The sequence below is a fragment of the Limnochorda sp. LNt genome (assembly GCF_035593265.1).
Classification (GTDB): domain Bacteria; phylum Bacillota; class Limnochordia; order Limnochordales; family Geochordaceae; genus Geochorda; species Geochorda subterranea.
In genome coordinates, this window is sequence record NZ_CP141614.1 from 2,980,145 (window position 1) to 2,995,309 (window position 15,165).

Here is a 15,165-nt window from a genome sequence, read left to right on the forward strand (position 1 = left end):
CACCTCGGGCGCCGCGAGCCGAGTTACGTGCTGCGGGCGGTGCTACAATGGACGCATGGCGGGTGGCGAGTCGAGGGAGGCGGGACGTCGTGGAGGCTGTGCCTGCGGAGATGCTGCGACTCTGCAAGGTGTGGGCGCAGGGCAGGTTGGCCTCCGCTTACTACCTCGCCGGCGGCACGGCTCTGGCACTCCAGTTAGGTCACCGCACGTCCGTTGACCTCGATTGGTTCTCACGACAGCCGGATGAGCGCATACCGGTTCGCACCATCGCCCATGAACTGGAACATCTGTTTGGGCGCGGCCGGATCCAGCCCATCCAGCGTCAGATCGACCAGGCGACCTGGCTCATATGCAACGTGCGCTTCACCGTACTCGCCTACCCGTTCCCGTTGCTGGATTCACTGGTGCCGGGCAAGCAGGTTCACCGCGACCTTGAGGGGGTGTGGCTTGCATCTCCCCGAGAGATCGCGTGGATGAAGGCCGATGCGCTGGGCAGGCGCGCGTCGTTTCGTGACTACGTGGATCTCTACTTCCTCCTGAGTCGGGGCGTGATCTCCCTCAAGGAGATCGTCGACGGGGCCTCCCGCAAGTTCGTGTTGCAGGGCCGGTCATTGTTCAACGGGCGCCTGTTCCTCGAGCAGCTCGTCTATCTGGGGGACCTGGAGGACGTCGACGTCACCCTGCGGCTGGTCGGGGACCCGCTGTCCCCCGACCAGATCCAGGCCTACCTGCGAGAAGAGGTCGCTGCCTACGTGCGTCGCGAGGTCGAAAGGGGGCCAGCCTCCTGATGCGGCCCCTCCCCGGGAATCTGGCCTCATTGTTTCATCGCCAGGACCCCTCCACCATCGACCTCGACCGTCACGCCGGACTGGTCATCCGCACCGTCCTTGCAGAAGGCGACTGGGATCAGGTGCGGTGGCTGTTTCGCGAGTACGGTTGGGAGCGGATCCGGCAGGTCGTGGTGGCCGACCACCAGGGCTTGCGCGCATTGCCCGAGCCAACGCGCCGGCTCTGGCTGGCCGTCTTCGCTGAAACGCCGCAGGCCCAGGCAGGCGAAGGGGAGAGCAGTGACCCCATCGAGCGCTGGGCCTGTCGTCGGCTCCCGCCGGGTGCGAGACCGAGACCGGGCTGAGTCCCGCAGCTGAGCAGGGGCGAAACCAGACCAGAAGGGGGATGCCTGCCGTGGTCACCAGCGGCCAGATCGTCCTCGGGCTCCTGCTCGTGGGAATCGGCGGGTCATGAAGGCGCTGCCCCGCGTCTCATGGGGTCGCGAAATGAGAGCCTACGGCGTCAAGGCCCGCGTCGTGGCCTCCGCACGGCTTTCGCAAGGCCTACGGCCCCCCGTCCCACGAGCCGCAGGCCCAATCCGGCCGCCCGCAGCCCAAGGCGGGCCGTCCAGAGCCCGGCCCTGACGCCCTGTCGGGCCAAGAGACCCAGGGCGGCACGTACCCGGGCGATATCATCTTCCAGGGTGGACGGATCGAGGCCGACCGCCCGCAGGTGAGCCTCCCGCGAGGCCGCCGGCAGCGCGCCGAGGGCCGAGCGCAACGCGTAGAGCAGGGCAAGCAGGTCGTCGAGCTGGCCTGCGCCGGGCACGAAGCCTGGCACGAGATCGACCGGCGACAGCGAGTAGGCGAGGCCGCCGATCAGCAGCGCCTTGCGGGCGCGGGAGAGCGCCGGCTCGCGCCACAGTGCCCAGGCGAGCCTTCCGTAGGCAGGCACCCGGCCGAGCACCGGCGCCACCAGCGCCCCGATCTCGCTCAGCCAGCCTCGCGTGGATGGCGTCTGACCCTTGGCCTGCCCTACTGATCCGGCCTCCACAGTCTCCACGTAATCCAGACACCTCGTGGCCGGCACCATTTCGCCGTCTAGCGGGGCAGGGCCTTCGGCAGCCAGGGGCTGATCACCCCCCTTCCCGCCGCCACTCGCACGGTCATTGCGCTCCAGCATGACCCTCGCCGACGGGCCCTGCAGCAAACGCTTACCTCTGCATCGGCAGGAGCGGGTGCCCCGGGGCGAGTAACAACGGTCTAGACCACGGGCCGGCAGCCATCCGGGATCGCCGCCGGTCGCGGGCCCTCGAAGACGACGTCCTGGAGAGGGGACGAGCGGGCATGGTGCGTCCAGGAGTTGGCGGGCCTATGAGAGCGCTATCGAGACGTCTCCAGATGGCAGAGGTGCGCCTGGCGCTGGTAGCGGTGGTGTTGGCGTCCCTCGTCGGGACGTGGGTGACGGCGGCGGCCGCGGGCCAGCCCGGCCCCAACCCCCCGTGGCTCGCTCCGATGTTCCAGGAGATTGGCCAGCACGGCGGCACCCTGACCCTGGCGCTGGGTGACAGCCCTCAGACCTTCAACTACTACGCCGTGCTGGACGGCAACGCGCAGACCGTCCTCAACAACGTCTTCGACCGCCTGTTCAGCCTCGACCCCGTCACGGGCGAGCTCGTGCCCAACCTGGTGGAGCGGTACGAGTTCTCGTCGGATGGGCTGGTGCTCACGGCCTACCTGCGGCCGGGCATCCGCTGGTCCGACGGCCAGCCGCTGACCGCCGACGACGTGGTCTTCACCTTCGAGGAGCTGGCCGCCAATACCGGGCTGCGAGCCAACCAATCGGCGACGCTGACCATCGCGGGCCAGCGCCTGCGCTTTCGCAAGGTGGACGACCTGACCTTCCAGGTGCTCCTGCCGGCCCGCTACGGCGCCGTCTTGCAGGCGCTCTCCTTCTCGCCGGTGCTGCCCAAGCACAAGCTCGCGCCCTACGACCCCATCGGCAAGCCGGAGGAGTTCGGGCGGGTCTGGTCGACGGACTGGGACCTCTCCGACATCGTGGGGACCGGGCCCTTCGTCCTGGCCGACTACCGACCCGGCCAGAAGGTGACCCTGGTGCGCAACCCCCACTCCTGGCGGCGCGATCCCCAGGGCAACGTCCTGCCCTACGTCGATCGGCTGGAGTACGTCATCATCCGGGACCCCAACCAGCAGATGGCCCAGTTCCTCTCCGGGCAGCTCGACGTGCTGTCGCTCAGCGGCTCCCAGTATCCCGACATGAAGCGCCGCGAGCTGGCCGGGGCCGGATTCGTCGCCCTGGCGGGGCGCGGGCTCTATGGCGTACCGTCCACCATCCACTGGGGCTTCAACTACGACGAGCCCGAGCCGGTGCTCCGGGAACTCTTCCGGGACGTGCGCTTCCGACAGGCCATGCAGGCGGCGCTCAACCGGCAGCGGATCATCGATGACGTCTTCAACGGACTGGCATCGCTACCCGGTCACGGCGTGCCGCCCAACACGTTCTTCTGGCGGGACACCACCGCCTACCTGGGCACGTACGACCTCGGCCGGGCCGCCGCCCTGCTGGACGAGATCGGGCTCCCCATGGGAAGCGACGGCGTGCGCCGCATGAAGGACGGACGGCCGCTGCGCTTCACCCTGACGTACGGCAGCGACTCCACGACGTATCCCGGCATCGCCACCATCCTGCAGAACGACCTGGCATCCATCGGGGTGCGTATCGACTTGCAGGGCTTGCCGTTCAGCACCGTCTTCCAGACGGCGCTGTCGGGCAACTTCCAGTCCATCTTGATGGCCTACGGTGACCAACCGGATCCGCAGCTTCGCAAGGACATCTGGCAGCCCGGCACCTCCCTGCACTACTGGCACCGCTCGGTGCAACCCGCCCGGGAGGGGGAGACGCCCCGGCTCGAGCTGATGTTCGACTGGGAGCGGCGCATCTACGACCTCTTCCAGCAGGCGGAGGTGACCGACGACCAGGAGCTGCGCCGGCAGCTGTATGGGGAGTGGCAGGAGATCTCCGCCCGAAACGTGGAGGTCGTCATGGTCGTCAAGCCCGGCGTGGCCACGGCAGCCTGGAAGCGTGTCGGCAACGTCTTCGTCCACCCCGAGGCACAACTCATCCTGTGGAGCAACATGACCGTCTTCAAGCGGCCGTAGCGGCCGCGCCAGATCAGGTGCCCGGCCGGGAGCGCCCCAGCCCCGATACCCGTCAAGGGTGGGCCGCCACCCGCCGGGCACCCTCTTCCACTCGGTGACGGCAGGTAGGAGGATGCCGGGTCTTGCGAGCGTTCGTCATCCACCGAGTGTTGCTGGCCCTGTTGGTCCTGTGGATCAGCTCGGCCATCTCCTTCCTCATCATCAAGATGCAGCCGGGCGACTTCCTCACCCAGTACCTCGATGACCCCCGCATCAGCCCCGAGACCGTCGAGCGCGTGCGCGTCCAGCTCGGCCTGGACCAGCCTCTCTACCTCCAGTACGGACGCTGGCTGTGGGGCATCGTCAGCCGTGGCGACTTCGGGTACTCCTTCGTCACCAACCGCCCCGTCGTCTCCATGATCTGGGAGCGGATGGGGTGGACGGTGGCCGTGGCTGGTGCCACCTTCGTCTTCAGCTGGTGCGTCGCCATCCCACTGGGGATCCTGGCGGCTGTGCGCAGGAGCACGGGGGCCGAGCTGGCGGTCAAGGGCGTCACCTACCTGGCGCACGCCGTGCCGGACTTTCTCGCCGCCCTGCTGCTGGTCTGGCTGGCGCTGCAGATGGGCATGACGAGCGTCGGAGGACTCTTCAGCCCGCGCTACATCGACGCTCCATGGAGCCTGGCCAAGCTGCGCGACATGCTGGCGCACCTCTGGATCCCGCTCATCGCCATCGGCTTCCACGGGGTGGCGGGGCTCATGCGCCTCACGCGGGCCAACATCCTGGACGTGCTGGGGGCCGACTTCGTGCGAACGGCTCGGGCCAAGGGCCTCGGGGAGCGGAGCGTGTTGTACCGACATGTGCTGAGGAATGCCATCAACCCGCTCATCAGCCTGGCGGGCCTGAGCCTGCCCTACCTGATCAACGGCACCATCATCAGCTCCATCGTCCTCAACCTGCCGACCATCGGGCCCATGCTCTACGACGCGCTGGTCAACAAGGACCAGTACCTGGCCATGACGCTGCTGCTCTTCTCCAGCCTCATGCTCATCGTGGGCAACCTGCTGGCCGACATCGCGCTGGCATGGGCAGACCCGCGCGTGCGCTACGACTAGAGGGTGGGGCTACATGCACGTGCTCGGGCGCATCTCGAAGACGTCCGCCGGTCTTGCCAGTCTCGTGCTGCTCGGCCTGCTCTACCTGGGCGCCCTGTTCGCGGGGTTTCTGGCTCCGTACGGGCAGGCCACGCAGTTTCCCCAGTACGCCTACGCACCGCCTCAACGGGTGCGGTTGTGGCACGAGGGCCGGTGGGTGGGGCCCTTCGTATACCCTCTCCAGCGCCAGCGCGATCCGGTGACGTTCATCTCCACCTATGCCGAAGACCGCTCGCGCATCGTGCCAATCCGCCTCTTCGTCCAGGGTGAGCCGTACCGGCTGCTGGGGCTCGTGCGCACCGACCTGCACCTCTTCGGCGGCGAGGGCGGGCCGGTCTTCCTGCTCGGCACGGATCGCTACGGCCGCGATCTGCTCTCGCGGCTCCTCGCCGGGGCCCAGGTCTCGCTCTCGGTGGGGCCCATCGGGATCCTCATCTCCTTCACGCTGGGCACCTTGATCGGCGCCTGGAGCGGCTACTACGGCGGGCACCTCGATACGCTGGTGCAGCGCACCATCGAGGTGCTGCTATCCTTTCCGCGACTGCCCATCCTGCTGGCCATGGGCACCATCGTGCCGCCGTGGTGGCCGTCGACGCACGTCTACATCGGCGTCATCGCCATCCTGTCGCTGGTCGGCTGGGCCGACCTCGCCCGGGTCGTACGGGGGCAAGTGCTGGCCGTGCGGGGGCTCGACTACGTGACGGCCGCCCGGGCCGTCGGCGTGCCCGAGCCGCAGATCCTGCTCCGCCACGTGCTGCCCAACGTCACGAGCTACCTCATCGTCTCGGCCACGCTGGCGCTGCCCGGGTACATCCTGGGTGAGAGCGCCCTGTCGTTTCTCGGGCTGGGCGTCAAGGAGCCGATGGCCTCGTGGGGGCTGCTGCTCAAGGACGCGCAGAGCCTGGAGGTGCTCAGCCTTTACCCCTGGCTGCTCACCCCGGCACTGTTCATCGTGGTGTCCGCCATGGCCTTCTACTTTCTGGGAGACGCCCTGCGGGACGCGCTCGACGTACAGTCCGACGGCACGCACCGCGCCTGAGGCACCGTCTTGCGCGCTACCGTGAGCAAGGGGGGGCGGGCACCGCCCCCCCGGGGTGGTCGCAGGTCTCCATGCCTGCCGTCACGGTTGGGCGCCGTCGAAGGGATCCAACAGGAGCGGCTTGTACCGGAAGCCCACGTAGAGCTCGAGCTGGTCGTGCGTGTGCGGCGCCGGCCCACCCGGCCCCACGAAGCCGCTCTGCCCGGGTGCGTAGGCGCTCACCGAGCGGTCGATGTCGGGGCCCAGCTCGACGATCTCGTTCCACGTCCCACGGTTCATGCCGACAGTCTCGACGGCAGGCAGCGCCCCCAGGGCACTGTAGGTCGTCCGAGGCATGCGGTCCCGCAGCTCGGCAGGCGATGCGGCCTGCGTCTCGCGCTCCGCCCACGCCCGGGCGGCCTGCTCGAGGGCCGCGACGACGACCTCGTCGGCGCTGCGCCCCTGCCGGAAGTCGATACCCTGCCCCGCTCCGCTTCCGGCGAGCGCCCGGTAGACGTGGTCGGCCGTCACGAGCCGCATCCACTCGGGGTCGAGCAGCCCGGCGAAGAGCTGGTCCCGCAACGCGAGGTACCACGCCTCGAAGAGCGGCTCCGCCAGGTCGTCGACGTACCCGTCGCCGTCCGCGTCCCGTCGCACGCCGTCCCATGCCAGCACCGTGGCGGCGAGCTGACGGGCGCGCTCGGAGAGAGCCCCCCCGGCGGTCGCGCGCTCGACCGCAGACGCGAGAAGGGGCCGCAGCGCCGCATGGTTCAAGTTGAGGAAGGAGAGCCGCTGGTTGATGCGGTTCATGTCGTCGAAGGTGACAGCCTCTAGCTCACGCAGGGCGTCCGCGATGCGCCCGGCCCGATGCGCAGGCCCCCATCCCGCCATGGCCCCATCGTCCCAGTCGGGGCTGGGCCGGTTGTTCCAGTTGAAGATGAACCCTTCCGGCGGGTTGATCGAGGACGGCATGCGCTCGGGCGGCAGCACGCCGAGCCAGTCGTCCTCGCCCGTGCCCCGTGCCGGCAGGCGAGGGTCGACGTGGGCAGGGCGCAGGGGCGGTCGCCCGGCCAGCCAGTAGCCGATGTTGCCCTCGCGGTCGATCCAGAAGAAGTTGTGGGAGGTGGGGATGCGCCGGACCGCCTCGGCGAAGTCGTGGATGTCCCGGGCCCGGTTGAACTCCAGGAACGCCATCACCGCGTGGACTTCCTGCATCCAGTGGGTGCGGGCCACGCTGACGGCGGTGCCCTCCTGGGGGTCGTGGCGCACCACGGGCCCGTGAACGGTGCGGAGCACCTCCAGGCGGACCGGCTCTCGCCCTCGGACCTGGATCACCTCGGTGCGGCGCTCCATCGCCTTCCACTCGCCGTCGTGCCAGTAGCGGTAGGGGTCGTCGGGGTGCAGGCGCTCGACGAAGAAGTCCACCTGATCCCCGATGCCCGACGTCGTCGTCCAGGCGTGGTCGGGGCCCCGCCCGATGAGCGGAAAGGGTGAGACCCCGGCGAACGTCATGCCGACGCTCCGGATCCCCGCGCCCACCAGCCCTACCTCGAGCACGATCTGGGGGATCGTGTAGCCCATCTGGGGGCCGCCCAGCAGCAGGGTCGAGCCGTTGGCGGACCGGGAGGGCGCCACGGCCCATGCGTTGCTGCCAAAGTAGTAGGGCACCCCCGTGGTGGCGAAGACGTAGCGGGCGGCCTCCCGCTCGCGCTCGAGCAGGGCCGCCACGTCACGCAGGGTGGGGGCGGCGAACTCCAGCACCGGTGCAGGCGCCCCCGCCCGCCCTGTCGTCCCGGGGGCGGCTGACGCCCCCGAGGCCGTCCCTGGAACCGGGCGCGCCGGCACCGTGGTCGGCGTGTCGGGATCGTGGGTGACCACCAGAGCGTCCCAGATGGCGTAGCCCCGCTCCTGGCCGTGGCGCGCCTGCAGGGCCTCGAGGACGCCCGCGCTCTCCATCTCGTACTCTCCGGCCTCGCCGAAGCGGCGCGCATAGAAGACGATGGTCGCCATCAGGTCAAGGACGGTCCAGGGGGCAGGCAGCACCCCGGCGTGCTGGAACTCCACCGGCATGCGGGCCGGATCGGCGAGGGCCTCGGAGATGTACCGGTTGATGCCGGCCACGTAGCCCAGCATGGCCTCCTGGGCTTCCCGGTCGAGCGAGAGGAACTGCTCGGTCAACTCCTCGGGCGTGTAGCCGTCCCGGCGTGCGGCGATGTCCTGCTGGACGTACGAGTCGCTGGCGCCGGGGCCCAGGAGCTCGGCGAGCCGGCCGGTGGCCGCCCGGCGGTTCAGTTCGGCCTGCCAGAGGCGGTCGGCAGCCGCCACGTACCCCGAGCCGAAGAAGAGGCCCGGCAGCGTCGACGCGTAGACGTAGGGCACGCCGTAGTCGTGGCGGCGGATGGCGACGGCCTCCCCCCGGTAGTCGAGGGTCACCGACTCCCCGGCCTGGCGAAACGCCAGCGCCCCCGGAGCCGCCACGAGCATCCACAACGCCAGACCGGCACCCAGCCAAGCCCCGACCGCCCGCTGCCGACTCCGCCCGTCCCCGAGCCTCGGCATCCGTGCCACCTCCTTGAAATCGCCTCCATGATGGCGAACCCGCCGGCCCTCGAACGCCGGCCGCCTCAGTGGTCCGCTATGGTTCGCCCGCAGGCCGAGAGTATCCTCCCGACACGAGCAGGAGGAATCGCGCGGCGTGGCCCGTATAGAGCCTAACCCCCAGGAGAATCTCGTGGCGCAACCGGCCCTCGCCCCGCCCCGGTCTGGTTAACGGGAGGAGTCTCACGGCCACTCTTGGTTGTCCGAGACGAGGCGTGGACCCACCGATACCGACGTCGCGGGGACTTGCGCGACCCGATGGCCTCAACCACACCCTGTTCGATCAGCCGATTTAGTGCGAGTCGTACTGCCGACGGGCTGGCTTGGACGAGTTGCGACAAGGACCGGACCGACAGAGCTCCGTCGTCCTGAAGTACGCGACTGACTCTCTCGATGACCAGGGCTCTATCCGTCCGGGCGGCTGAACCTGCTCTCGGCTCGTTCCTGAGTACGAGGCGAGGAGTATCGAAGGTCTGGGATACCTCAGCAAGAGAGTACGTTGCCCACCGACGGACACCGTGTCGCCTTATGAGTCCTCTCTCGACGAGGTCAGACAGTTCACGAGTGGCCACCCGTGAGTCCACGCCGGTAAGACGGCAGTAATCCTGGTTAGCGATGTACGAGCGGTGGCGGAGATAAGCCAGGGCAAATCGTTGAGAATCCGTAAGGTCTTGGGACCTGGTTCTCTCCTCCAGCCATCGCAGAGTGTCCTGATCCAGCAACGATGTGTTGGAGAAGCTTACTTCAAAGGTTACCAACCTGTCTTCGAAGACGGGCGGCTGCATGCCCAGGCGACGAAGAGTCGCGACCATAGCGGCAATTCCCGACCCACGGTGCTCACAAAGCGTTGCGCCGTTTGGACCAGCCGGGAGGTCCTCCAAGATGTTCATCAAGTACTGGTTCCGACTCGCTTGGATGCCAGGGCGTCCCAGCTCGTCAACCGTCACCGGTCCAAACAGGCCACCCGGATTGAGGACGGTAAGCCGGGTCGGGAACATCTGAACCTGTACGTGACTGCCCCTTGCCATTGGGCTATAGTCCCGATGTCCCAGCGAGTTGACGATGGCCTCTCGTAGGACATCCTCGGGGTACTCCCAAACATCTTCACGGAAGAGCCCACGGACGATCTCCCGTCGGCGCATGTTGCGCTTCAGCACTTGTAAGACTTCTATCACCATCTCCGGGATCGGACCGGTGATCTTGGCGTTGTCAAGGAACCTTTCTCCGGCTGGGCCTGGCTCGCCACCTCGGTCAGTCGGGTATCGGACGAACGTGATGCAGAGGTCCGGAAATCTCTCCTGGGGGTACTGTCCGAAGCACAAATACCCGGCAAGTGTCGGAACCACTCGACCGTCCACGTCTGTTGTGACCCGAAAAGTACGCAGTATGTCTACGTCCTACCCGTATGACTGCCTAAACACAACAATTGGCGTGTTGGCCTCAACGGCTGTTACGCCGAGGAGATCACCCTTCCTGTCTCTTGCCGAACACAACAGTCTACACAACAGTCTGTTGAGTTCGTGTAAGGGCGCGCGTCTCGGCCTTCCCGAGCAGGTCCCCCGTCGCCCCACTTGCGTTACCGCGAGGTCATCCTCGGCTTCGTCGTGGAGCCCAGCGGCTCACGTTGGCTCACCCACGACGGGATCAGCCCCGGGGTGCTGGAGGCCATCGACCGCGATGCGCCCCGCTGGATCGTCGGCACCGTGGAGCCCTGGTCGGCCCGTCCTTGACGGGGCGCCTACCGGGCGCCGCCCGCCTCGATGGCCGCCACCAGCTCGCGGCAGAAGTCGGGGATGTCGGCCACCACGCGCCCCCAGACGATGGGGCCGTCACGGAAGGCCGGTGCGTCCACCCACTCGGCACCCGCGTTGACGAGGTCGTCCTTGATCCCGAGGGAGCCCGTCGCGCGGTGTCCCCTGACGATCCCTGCCGAGATGCCCACCAGGCCGGCGTGGCAGATCAGCCCGACTACCTTGCGGGCCTCGTACGCCGACCGCACGATGGCCTTGACGGTCGGCGACCGCCGGAGCTTGTCGGGAGCCCAGCCGCCCGGCACCACCACGGCGTCGAACCTGGCGGCGTCGAGCCCCTCGTAGCTGCGATCGGCCACCGCGCTCAGCCCGCCCTTGCCCCGGTAGGTGCGGCCCGCCTCGGCGCCGGCCAGGATCACCTCGGCCCCCTCCTCGCGCAGCCGCATCACGGGCACCCACAGCTCCAGGTCCTCGAAACCGTCCTCCACGAAGACCAGCACCCGCTTGCCCGACAGGCGCAAGGAATCATCCCTCCCCCTGGATCGGTGACTTCGATGCCTTGGCCCATTGTCCCCGTCCGGTCGAGGTGCCTCCCCCGACCGGACGCGCCAGGGGTGCGGGGACGGGGGTCGCCGGAGGTGACGGGGGTCGGTGCACCGGTCGGCCCCGCCTAGACGTCCGAGGCGGCTGTCCAATCCAGCGCGAGCGCCGCCGACCAGGTGAAGGCACGCGCCCCCAGACCCTCGCCGGTCAGGGGATCGTAGTACTCGCGGAAGCCCGACCGCTCGATGAGCGCCAGGCTGTCGCGACGCACCCGTTCGGCCAGCTGGTCGTACCCGTAGGACTGCAGTCCGGCGGCCACCATCCAGTTGACATGGATCCAGACGGGCCCGCGCCAGTAGCGGCGAGGCTCGAAGATCGGCCCGGCGGGATCGGCGCTGGGGACCAGGTAGCGCACCCTCTCGCCCCAGCCTTCCAACGTGGCCACCATGCGAGCGGCCCGCTGCGGGCTGGGGATCCCCGCGAAGAGCGGGAGCAGCCCGGCGCTGGTAGCCAGGGGGATCGTGCGGCCGGTGCGCAGATCCCGGGAGAGGTAGAGCCCGGCCTGCTCGCTCCACAGCCCTTCGATGGCCCGGCGGCTCGCCTCCACCTGCTCCCACATCGCCTCCAGGTCACCCTCCTGCCGGCCCAGGGCCTGGGCCAGCCCCAGGAGATCGAGATCGGCCCGGTAGAGCAACGCGTTGAAGCCCACGTCCGCCACCCGAAAAGGTGACGCTGCCGTGGCCCGTACGCTGTCGTAGCCGTGATCCCGCAGCGTCAGCACCAGGGCCACGTAGCGGCGGTACTCCAAGTCGGAGGGCCGCTGGTCGGGCTCCACGTGCAGGACGTCGCGACGCACCCGGCCCTCCTGCCCGGCCGGCCCCATCACGTCGGCCGCCCGCTCGTCGGGCACCCGTGACAGCGCCTCGTCCCAGGCAGGGCTGTTGTCCATTCCCGACTCCCACGGGTGCAGGATGGCGACCAGCCCGGTGTCGTCGGGATCGCGCACCCGCCGCAGCCACCGGTGGTAGGCGACGAGATGCGGCAGCAGCTCGGATGCCTCACGGTCGGCTAGCCGCCGGTCGCGTGCGCGCTCCCAGAGCCTGCGCGCCACGGTGGCCACCACGGGCGGCTGCGTGATGCCCGTGCTCGCCGGCGAACGCGCCACGCCCCACACCTTCGGTCCGGGGAAGTACCCGGGCTCGGGCCGGTGGAAGACGATGTGGGGCAGCATGCCGCTCGGCCACTGGGCCGCCACCAGGCTGCGCAGCTCCTGCCAGGCTCGGACCTCGTCGACGCACGCCCAGCCCAGCGCCGCGAAGGCCGAGTCCCACAGCCACTGGTACGGGTAGAGGCCGTCGGCCGGCACCGTGAAGCTGCCGCGGTCGTTGGCCTCCAGCACGCGGCGGGCCGCCTCTCGGTCCATCACCGCATCGCCTCCCCCGTCACCGGATCCATCCAACGGATCCGCTGCGGCTTGGGCCGCATCCAGGCCCTCTCGCCGGGACGGATCGCCACGTCCGGCTCCAGCAGCGCCTTGAGGCTCTGCCCCTGCCACTCGAGGGTAACCAGCTGTTGGGCCCCGAGCGCCTCGACCACCACGACCCGGCAGGGCAGGGCGCCCGATGTGCCGGCGGGCACCGGCTGCAGATCCTCAGGGCGGATGCCCAGTAGCGCCTCGCGGGCTCCTGCCGGTCCGGGGATGGCCGCCCCCTCCACCACGGTCGCCTCGTCGGCTCCGGAGGGACCCAGGCGCACCCGCAGGAAGTTCATCGGGGGGCTTCCGACGAAGCCGCCGACGAAGGTGTCGACCGGCTCCTGGTAGACCGTCAGTGGCGTGTCGTACTGCACGATGCGCCCGCCGCGCATGACGGCGACCCGGTCGGCCAGGCTCATGGCCTCGGTCTGGTCGTGCGTCACGTAGAGCGTGGTGGTGCGCAGCTCCATCAAGAGCCGCTTGAGCTCGGCCCGCATCTCCAGGCGCAACAGGGCGTCCAGGTTGGAGAGGGGCTCGTCCATGAGCAGCACCTCAGGCTCGACCGCCAGGGCCCTCGCCAGCGCGACCCGTTGGCGCTGGCCGCCCGAGAGCTGCGCGGGGTAACGGCCCAGCAGCTCCTCGATGTGCACCAGCGCGGCCACGCGCTCGACCCGCTGGCGCACCTCGGCCGCCGGCACCTTGCGCATCCGCAGGCCGAAGGCCACGTTCTCGAAGACGGTCAGGTGCGGGAAGACAGCGTAGTTCTGGAAGACCATCGCGATGCCCCGCTGCCGCGGCGGCCGCTCCGTCACGTCCTGCCCGCCGATGAGCACCCGGCCCCGGTCCGGCCACTCGAGCCCCGCCACGACCCTCAGCAGCGTGGTCTTGCCGCACCCCGAGGGGCCCAGCAGCACCACGAACTCCCGGTCCCTCACCTCCAGCGAGACGTCGTCGAGCGCTCGCACGCGCCCGAAGCTCTTGCTCACCCCACGGATCTCGATGGTCGCCACGAGCCCCCGAGGCCCCCCATCTCCTTCAGCGGGATGCGATGCCCCACATGCTGAAGAGGCAGCGCCGTATCAAGAAGAGGAAGACGAGCGCGGGCACTACCAGGAAGAAGCCGCCGGCGAAGCGGAAAGGCAGCGGCGCCTCCCCCAGAACGCTGAGCAGGTAGGCCGTCAGCGTGCGCTCCCGTAGCGTCAGGATGCTGGCGGCGAAGACCTCGTTCCACGACGTGACGAAGGCGAAGACGGCCGCGGCTGCCAGCCCCGGCAGGGCCAGCGGCAGCACGATGCGTCGGAAGGCCCCGACCGGGGTGCAGCCCAGCGTCCACGCGGCCTCCTCCAGCTCCCTCGGGATCCCCAGGAAGACGCTCGCGCTGACCAGCACCGAAAAAGGCAGCGCCAGCCCCGTGTGCACCAGCGCCACGGCCAGCGGGGTGTCGTAGAGCCCCAACTCGATGAACTGCTGGGCCAGCGGAATGGAGAGGATGGCCAGCGGGAAGGCCCGCGTCATCAGGATGAGCAGGCGGTAGACGTCCTGCCCCTTGAAGGCGTAGCGCGCCAGGGCGTAGCCCGCCGGCGTGCCCAAGATGGCCGACAGGACCACCGTCAGGGCTGCCACCACCAGGCTGTTTTGGGTGGCGCGCCACACTCCGCTCACGCCGAAGAAGAAGCGCAGCGTCTCCAACGACACCGGCGACGGCCACAGGCGCTTGGGCCACTCGTAGACCGCCTGCTGCGTCGACAGGGCGCTGGCGGTGACCAAGTAGATGGGCAGCAGCACCCAGAGGCTCGCGACGGCGGCCAGCCCCCAGGCCCAGGGCGACGTCCGGCCCCGTCGGCTCATGACGGCCTCGCCTCCGGTCGCACCTTGAGCAGCTGCAGGTAGAGTAGGGTGGTGGCCGCGGAGAGGCCCAGGATGACCAGGCCGTACGAGGCCGCCACCCCGGGGTTGCGGAAGGAGCCGTACCAGGTGTAGGCCTCCGAGGCCAGCACCGGCAGGTTGCGCCCCGCCAGGGTCTGCACCACCGCGAAGACCTCGAAGGCCAAGACGGTGCGCAGCATCAAGGCCGTCTGGATGCTGGGCCTGAGCAGGGGCAGCGTCACCCGCCGCAGGCGCTGCCACGGGCTCGCCCCGAAGACCTCGGCCGCCTCGCCCAGCTCCCTGGGGATGATCTGCAGCCCCGAGACCAGGATGACCAGCACGATGGCGGTGGCGCGCCACACCTCGGCCAGGGCCACGGCGACGAAGAGCGAGACGGGATCGTGGTAGCCCAGCCAGAGGCGCGGTACCTCCATCAGGCCCAGTGCCCCCAACACGCTGTTCAGGTAGCCGCGTTCGGTGAAGATGGCCAGCCAGGCGATGCCGGCAGCCAGGTCCGACACCCCCAGGGGGATGGTCCAGATGTACAGGAAGGCGTCACGGCCGCCCCGGGGCAGGGCCCCCAGCAGGAGGCCCAGCCCCAGGGCGAGCACCAACTGCACTGGCACGACGACTGCCGTCAAGGCCAGCGTGTTGCGCACCGCCTCGGGAAAGTAGAGGTCCAGCCCCATCTGGCGGAAGCGGTCCAGCGTCCACGCCCCGCCGTCCTGCACGGCCAGCAGGATGGCCTGCACGAGAGGGTTGACGAAGAAGAGCGCGAAGAAGACTACGCTTGGCAGGATCAGCAGGTACGGCAGCCACCGTCGCCTGGGCATGG

Annotated in this window: 14 protein-coding genes; 6 read left to right on the top strand and 8 right to left on the bottom strand. The window is 69.2% G+C overall.

What is annotated here, in order from left to right:
- The first annotated feature begins 89 nt into the window (after positions 1-89).
- On the top strand, positions 90-788 hold the full coding sequence (locus tag VLY81_RS14275) for a nucleotidyl transferase AbiEii/AbiGii toxin family protein (RefSeq protein WP_324668908.1): 699 nt from the start codon (positions 90-92) through the stop codon (positions 786-788).
- Positions 788-1,132, top strand: a complete 345-nt coding sequence (locus VLY81_RS14280) for a DUF6922 domain-containing protein (protein ID WP_324668910.1) — start codon at positions 788-790, stop codon at positions 1,130-1,132. Before VLY81_RS14275 ends, VLY81_RS14280 begins: the two co-directional genes overlap by 1 nt.
- Before the next feature lie 158 nt (positions 1,133-1,290).
- Here the strand turns inward: VLY81_RS14280 and VLY81_RS14285 are convergent, their stop codons facing one another.
- Entirely contained in the window at positions 1,291-1,830 is a 540-nt protein-coding gene (locus VLY81_RS14285; protein ID WP_324668912.1) for a YkvA family protein, read from the bottom strand.
- A 311-nt stretch (positions 1,831-2,141) separates the two neighbouring features.
- Here VLY81_RS14285 and VLY81_RS14290 point away from each other — a divergent pair, with 311 nt between their 5' ends.
- The 3 genes from VLY81_RS14290 (at position 2,142) to VLY81_RS14300 (ending at position 6,119) form a co-directional block, all read left to right on the top strand.
- Positions 2,142-3,947, top strand: a complete 1,806-nt coding sequence (locus VLY81_RS14290; protein WP_324668913.1) for an ABC transporter substrate-binding protein — start codon at positions 2,142-2,144, stop codon at positions 3,945-3,947.
- 122 nt (positions 3,948-4,069) lie between these two features.
- Positions 4,070-5,041 carry an ABC transporter permease gene (locus VLY81_RS14295; protein ID WP_324668914.1) on the top strand — a complete coding sequence of 324 codons (972 nt, stop codon included), beginning with the start codon at positions 4,070-4,072 and terminating at the stop codon, positions 5,039-5,041.
- A 13-nt stretch (positions 5,042-5,054) separates the two neighbouring features.
- Positions 5,055-6,119, top strand: coding sequence for an ABC transporter permease (locus VLY81_RS14300; RefSeq protein WP_324668916.1), 1,065 nt, complete (start codon positions 5,055-5,057; stop codon positions 6,117-6,119).
- Between the two features lie 81 nt (positions 6,120-6,200).
- On the opposite strand, the gene VLY81_RS14305 is transcribed toward VLY81_RS14300, so the two are convergent.
- Both VLY81_RS14305 and VLY81_RS14845 read right to left on the bottom strand, forming a co-directional pair.
- Positions 6,201-8,657: a penicillin acylase family protein gene (locus VLY81_RS14305; RefSeq protein WP_324668917.1), complete on the bottom strand. Its 2,457-nt coding sequence runs from the start codon at positions 8,655-8,657 to the stop codon at positions 6,201-6,203.
- Between the two features lie 152 nt (positions 8,658-8,809).
- The gene (locus VLY81_RS14845; RefSeq protein WP_405001391.1) at positions 8,810-9,874 is read right to left on the bottom strand and encodes an ATP-binding protein; all 1,065 of its coding nucleotides are present in this window, start codon (positions 9,872-9,874) and stop codon (positions 8,810-8,812) included.
- Between the two features lie 393 nt (positions 9,875-10,267).
- Between VLY81_RS14845 and VLY81_RS14310 the strand changes: the two genes are divergently transcribed.
- Positions 10,268-10,426, top strand: coding sequence for a Rossmann-fold NAD(P)-binding domain-containing protein (locus tag VLY81_RS14310; protein ID WP_324668918.1), 159 nt, complete (start codon positions 10,268-10,270; stop codon positions 10,424-10,426).
- Positions 10,427-10,434: 8 nt separating this feature from the next.
- Here VLY81_RS14310 and VLY81_RS14315 read toward each other — a convergent pair whose 3' ends face one another.
- From VLY81_RS14315 to VLY81_RS14335, 5 genes are all read right to left on the bottom strand, one after another.
- Positions 10,435-10,968 carry a type 1 glutamine amidotransferase domain-containing protein gene (locus VLY81_RS14315; RefSeq protein ID WP_324668919.1) on the bottom strand — a complete coding sequence of 178 codons (534 nt, stop codon included), beginning with the start codon at positions 10,966-10,968 and terminating at the stop codon, positions 10,435-10,437.
- A gap of 149 nt (positions 10,969-11,117) precedes the next feature.
- Positions 11,118-12,413: an amylo-alpha-1,6-glucosidase gene (locus tag VLY81_RS14320; protein ID WP_324670436.1), complete on the bottom strand. Its 1,296-nt coding sequence runs from the start codon at positions 12,411-12,413 to the stop codon at positions 11,118-11,120.
- Positions 12,413-13,474, bottom strand: coding sequence for an ABC transporter ATP-binding protein (locus VLY81_RS14325; RefSeq protein WP_324668920.1), 1,062 nt, complete (start codon positions 13,472-13,474; stop codon positions 12,413-12,415). The genes VLY81_RS14320 and VLY81_RS14325 overlap by 1 nt, the downstream gene beginning before the upstream one ends.
- Positions 13,475-13,499: 25 nt before the next feature.
- Positions 13,500-14,312, bottom strand: a complete 813-nt coding sequence (locus VLY81_RS14330; protein ID WP_324668921.1) for a carbohydrate ABC transporter permease — start codon at positions 14,310-14,312, stop codon at positions 13,500-13,502.
- Positions 14,309-15,163: a carbohydrate ABC transporter permease gene (locus VLY81_RS14335; protein ID WP_324668922.1), complete on the bottom strand. Its 855-nt coding sequence runs from the start codon at positions 15,161-15,163 to the stop codon at positions 14,309-14,311. The genes VLY81_RS14330 and VLY81_RS14335 overlap by 4 nt, the downstream gene beginning before the upstream one ends.
- Positions 15,164-15,165: the final 2 nt, after the last annotated feature.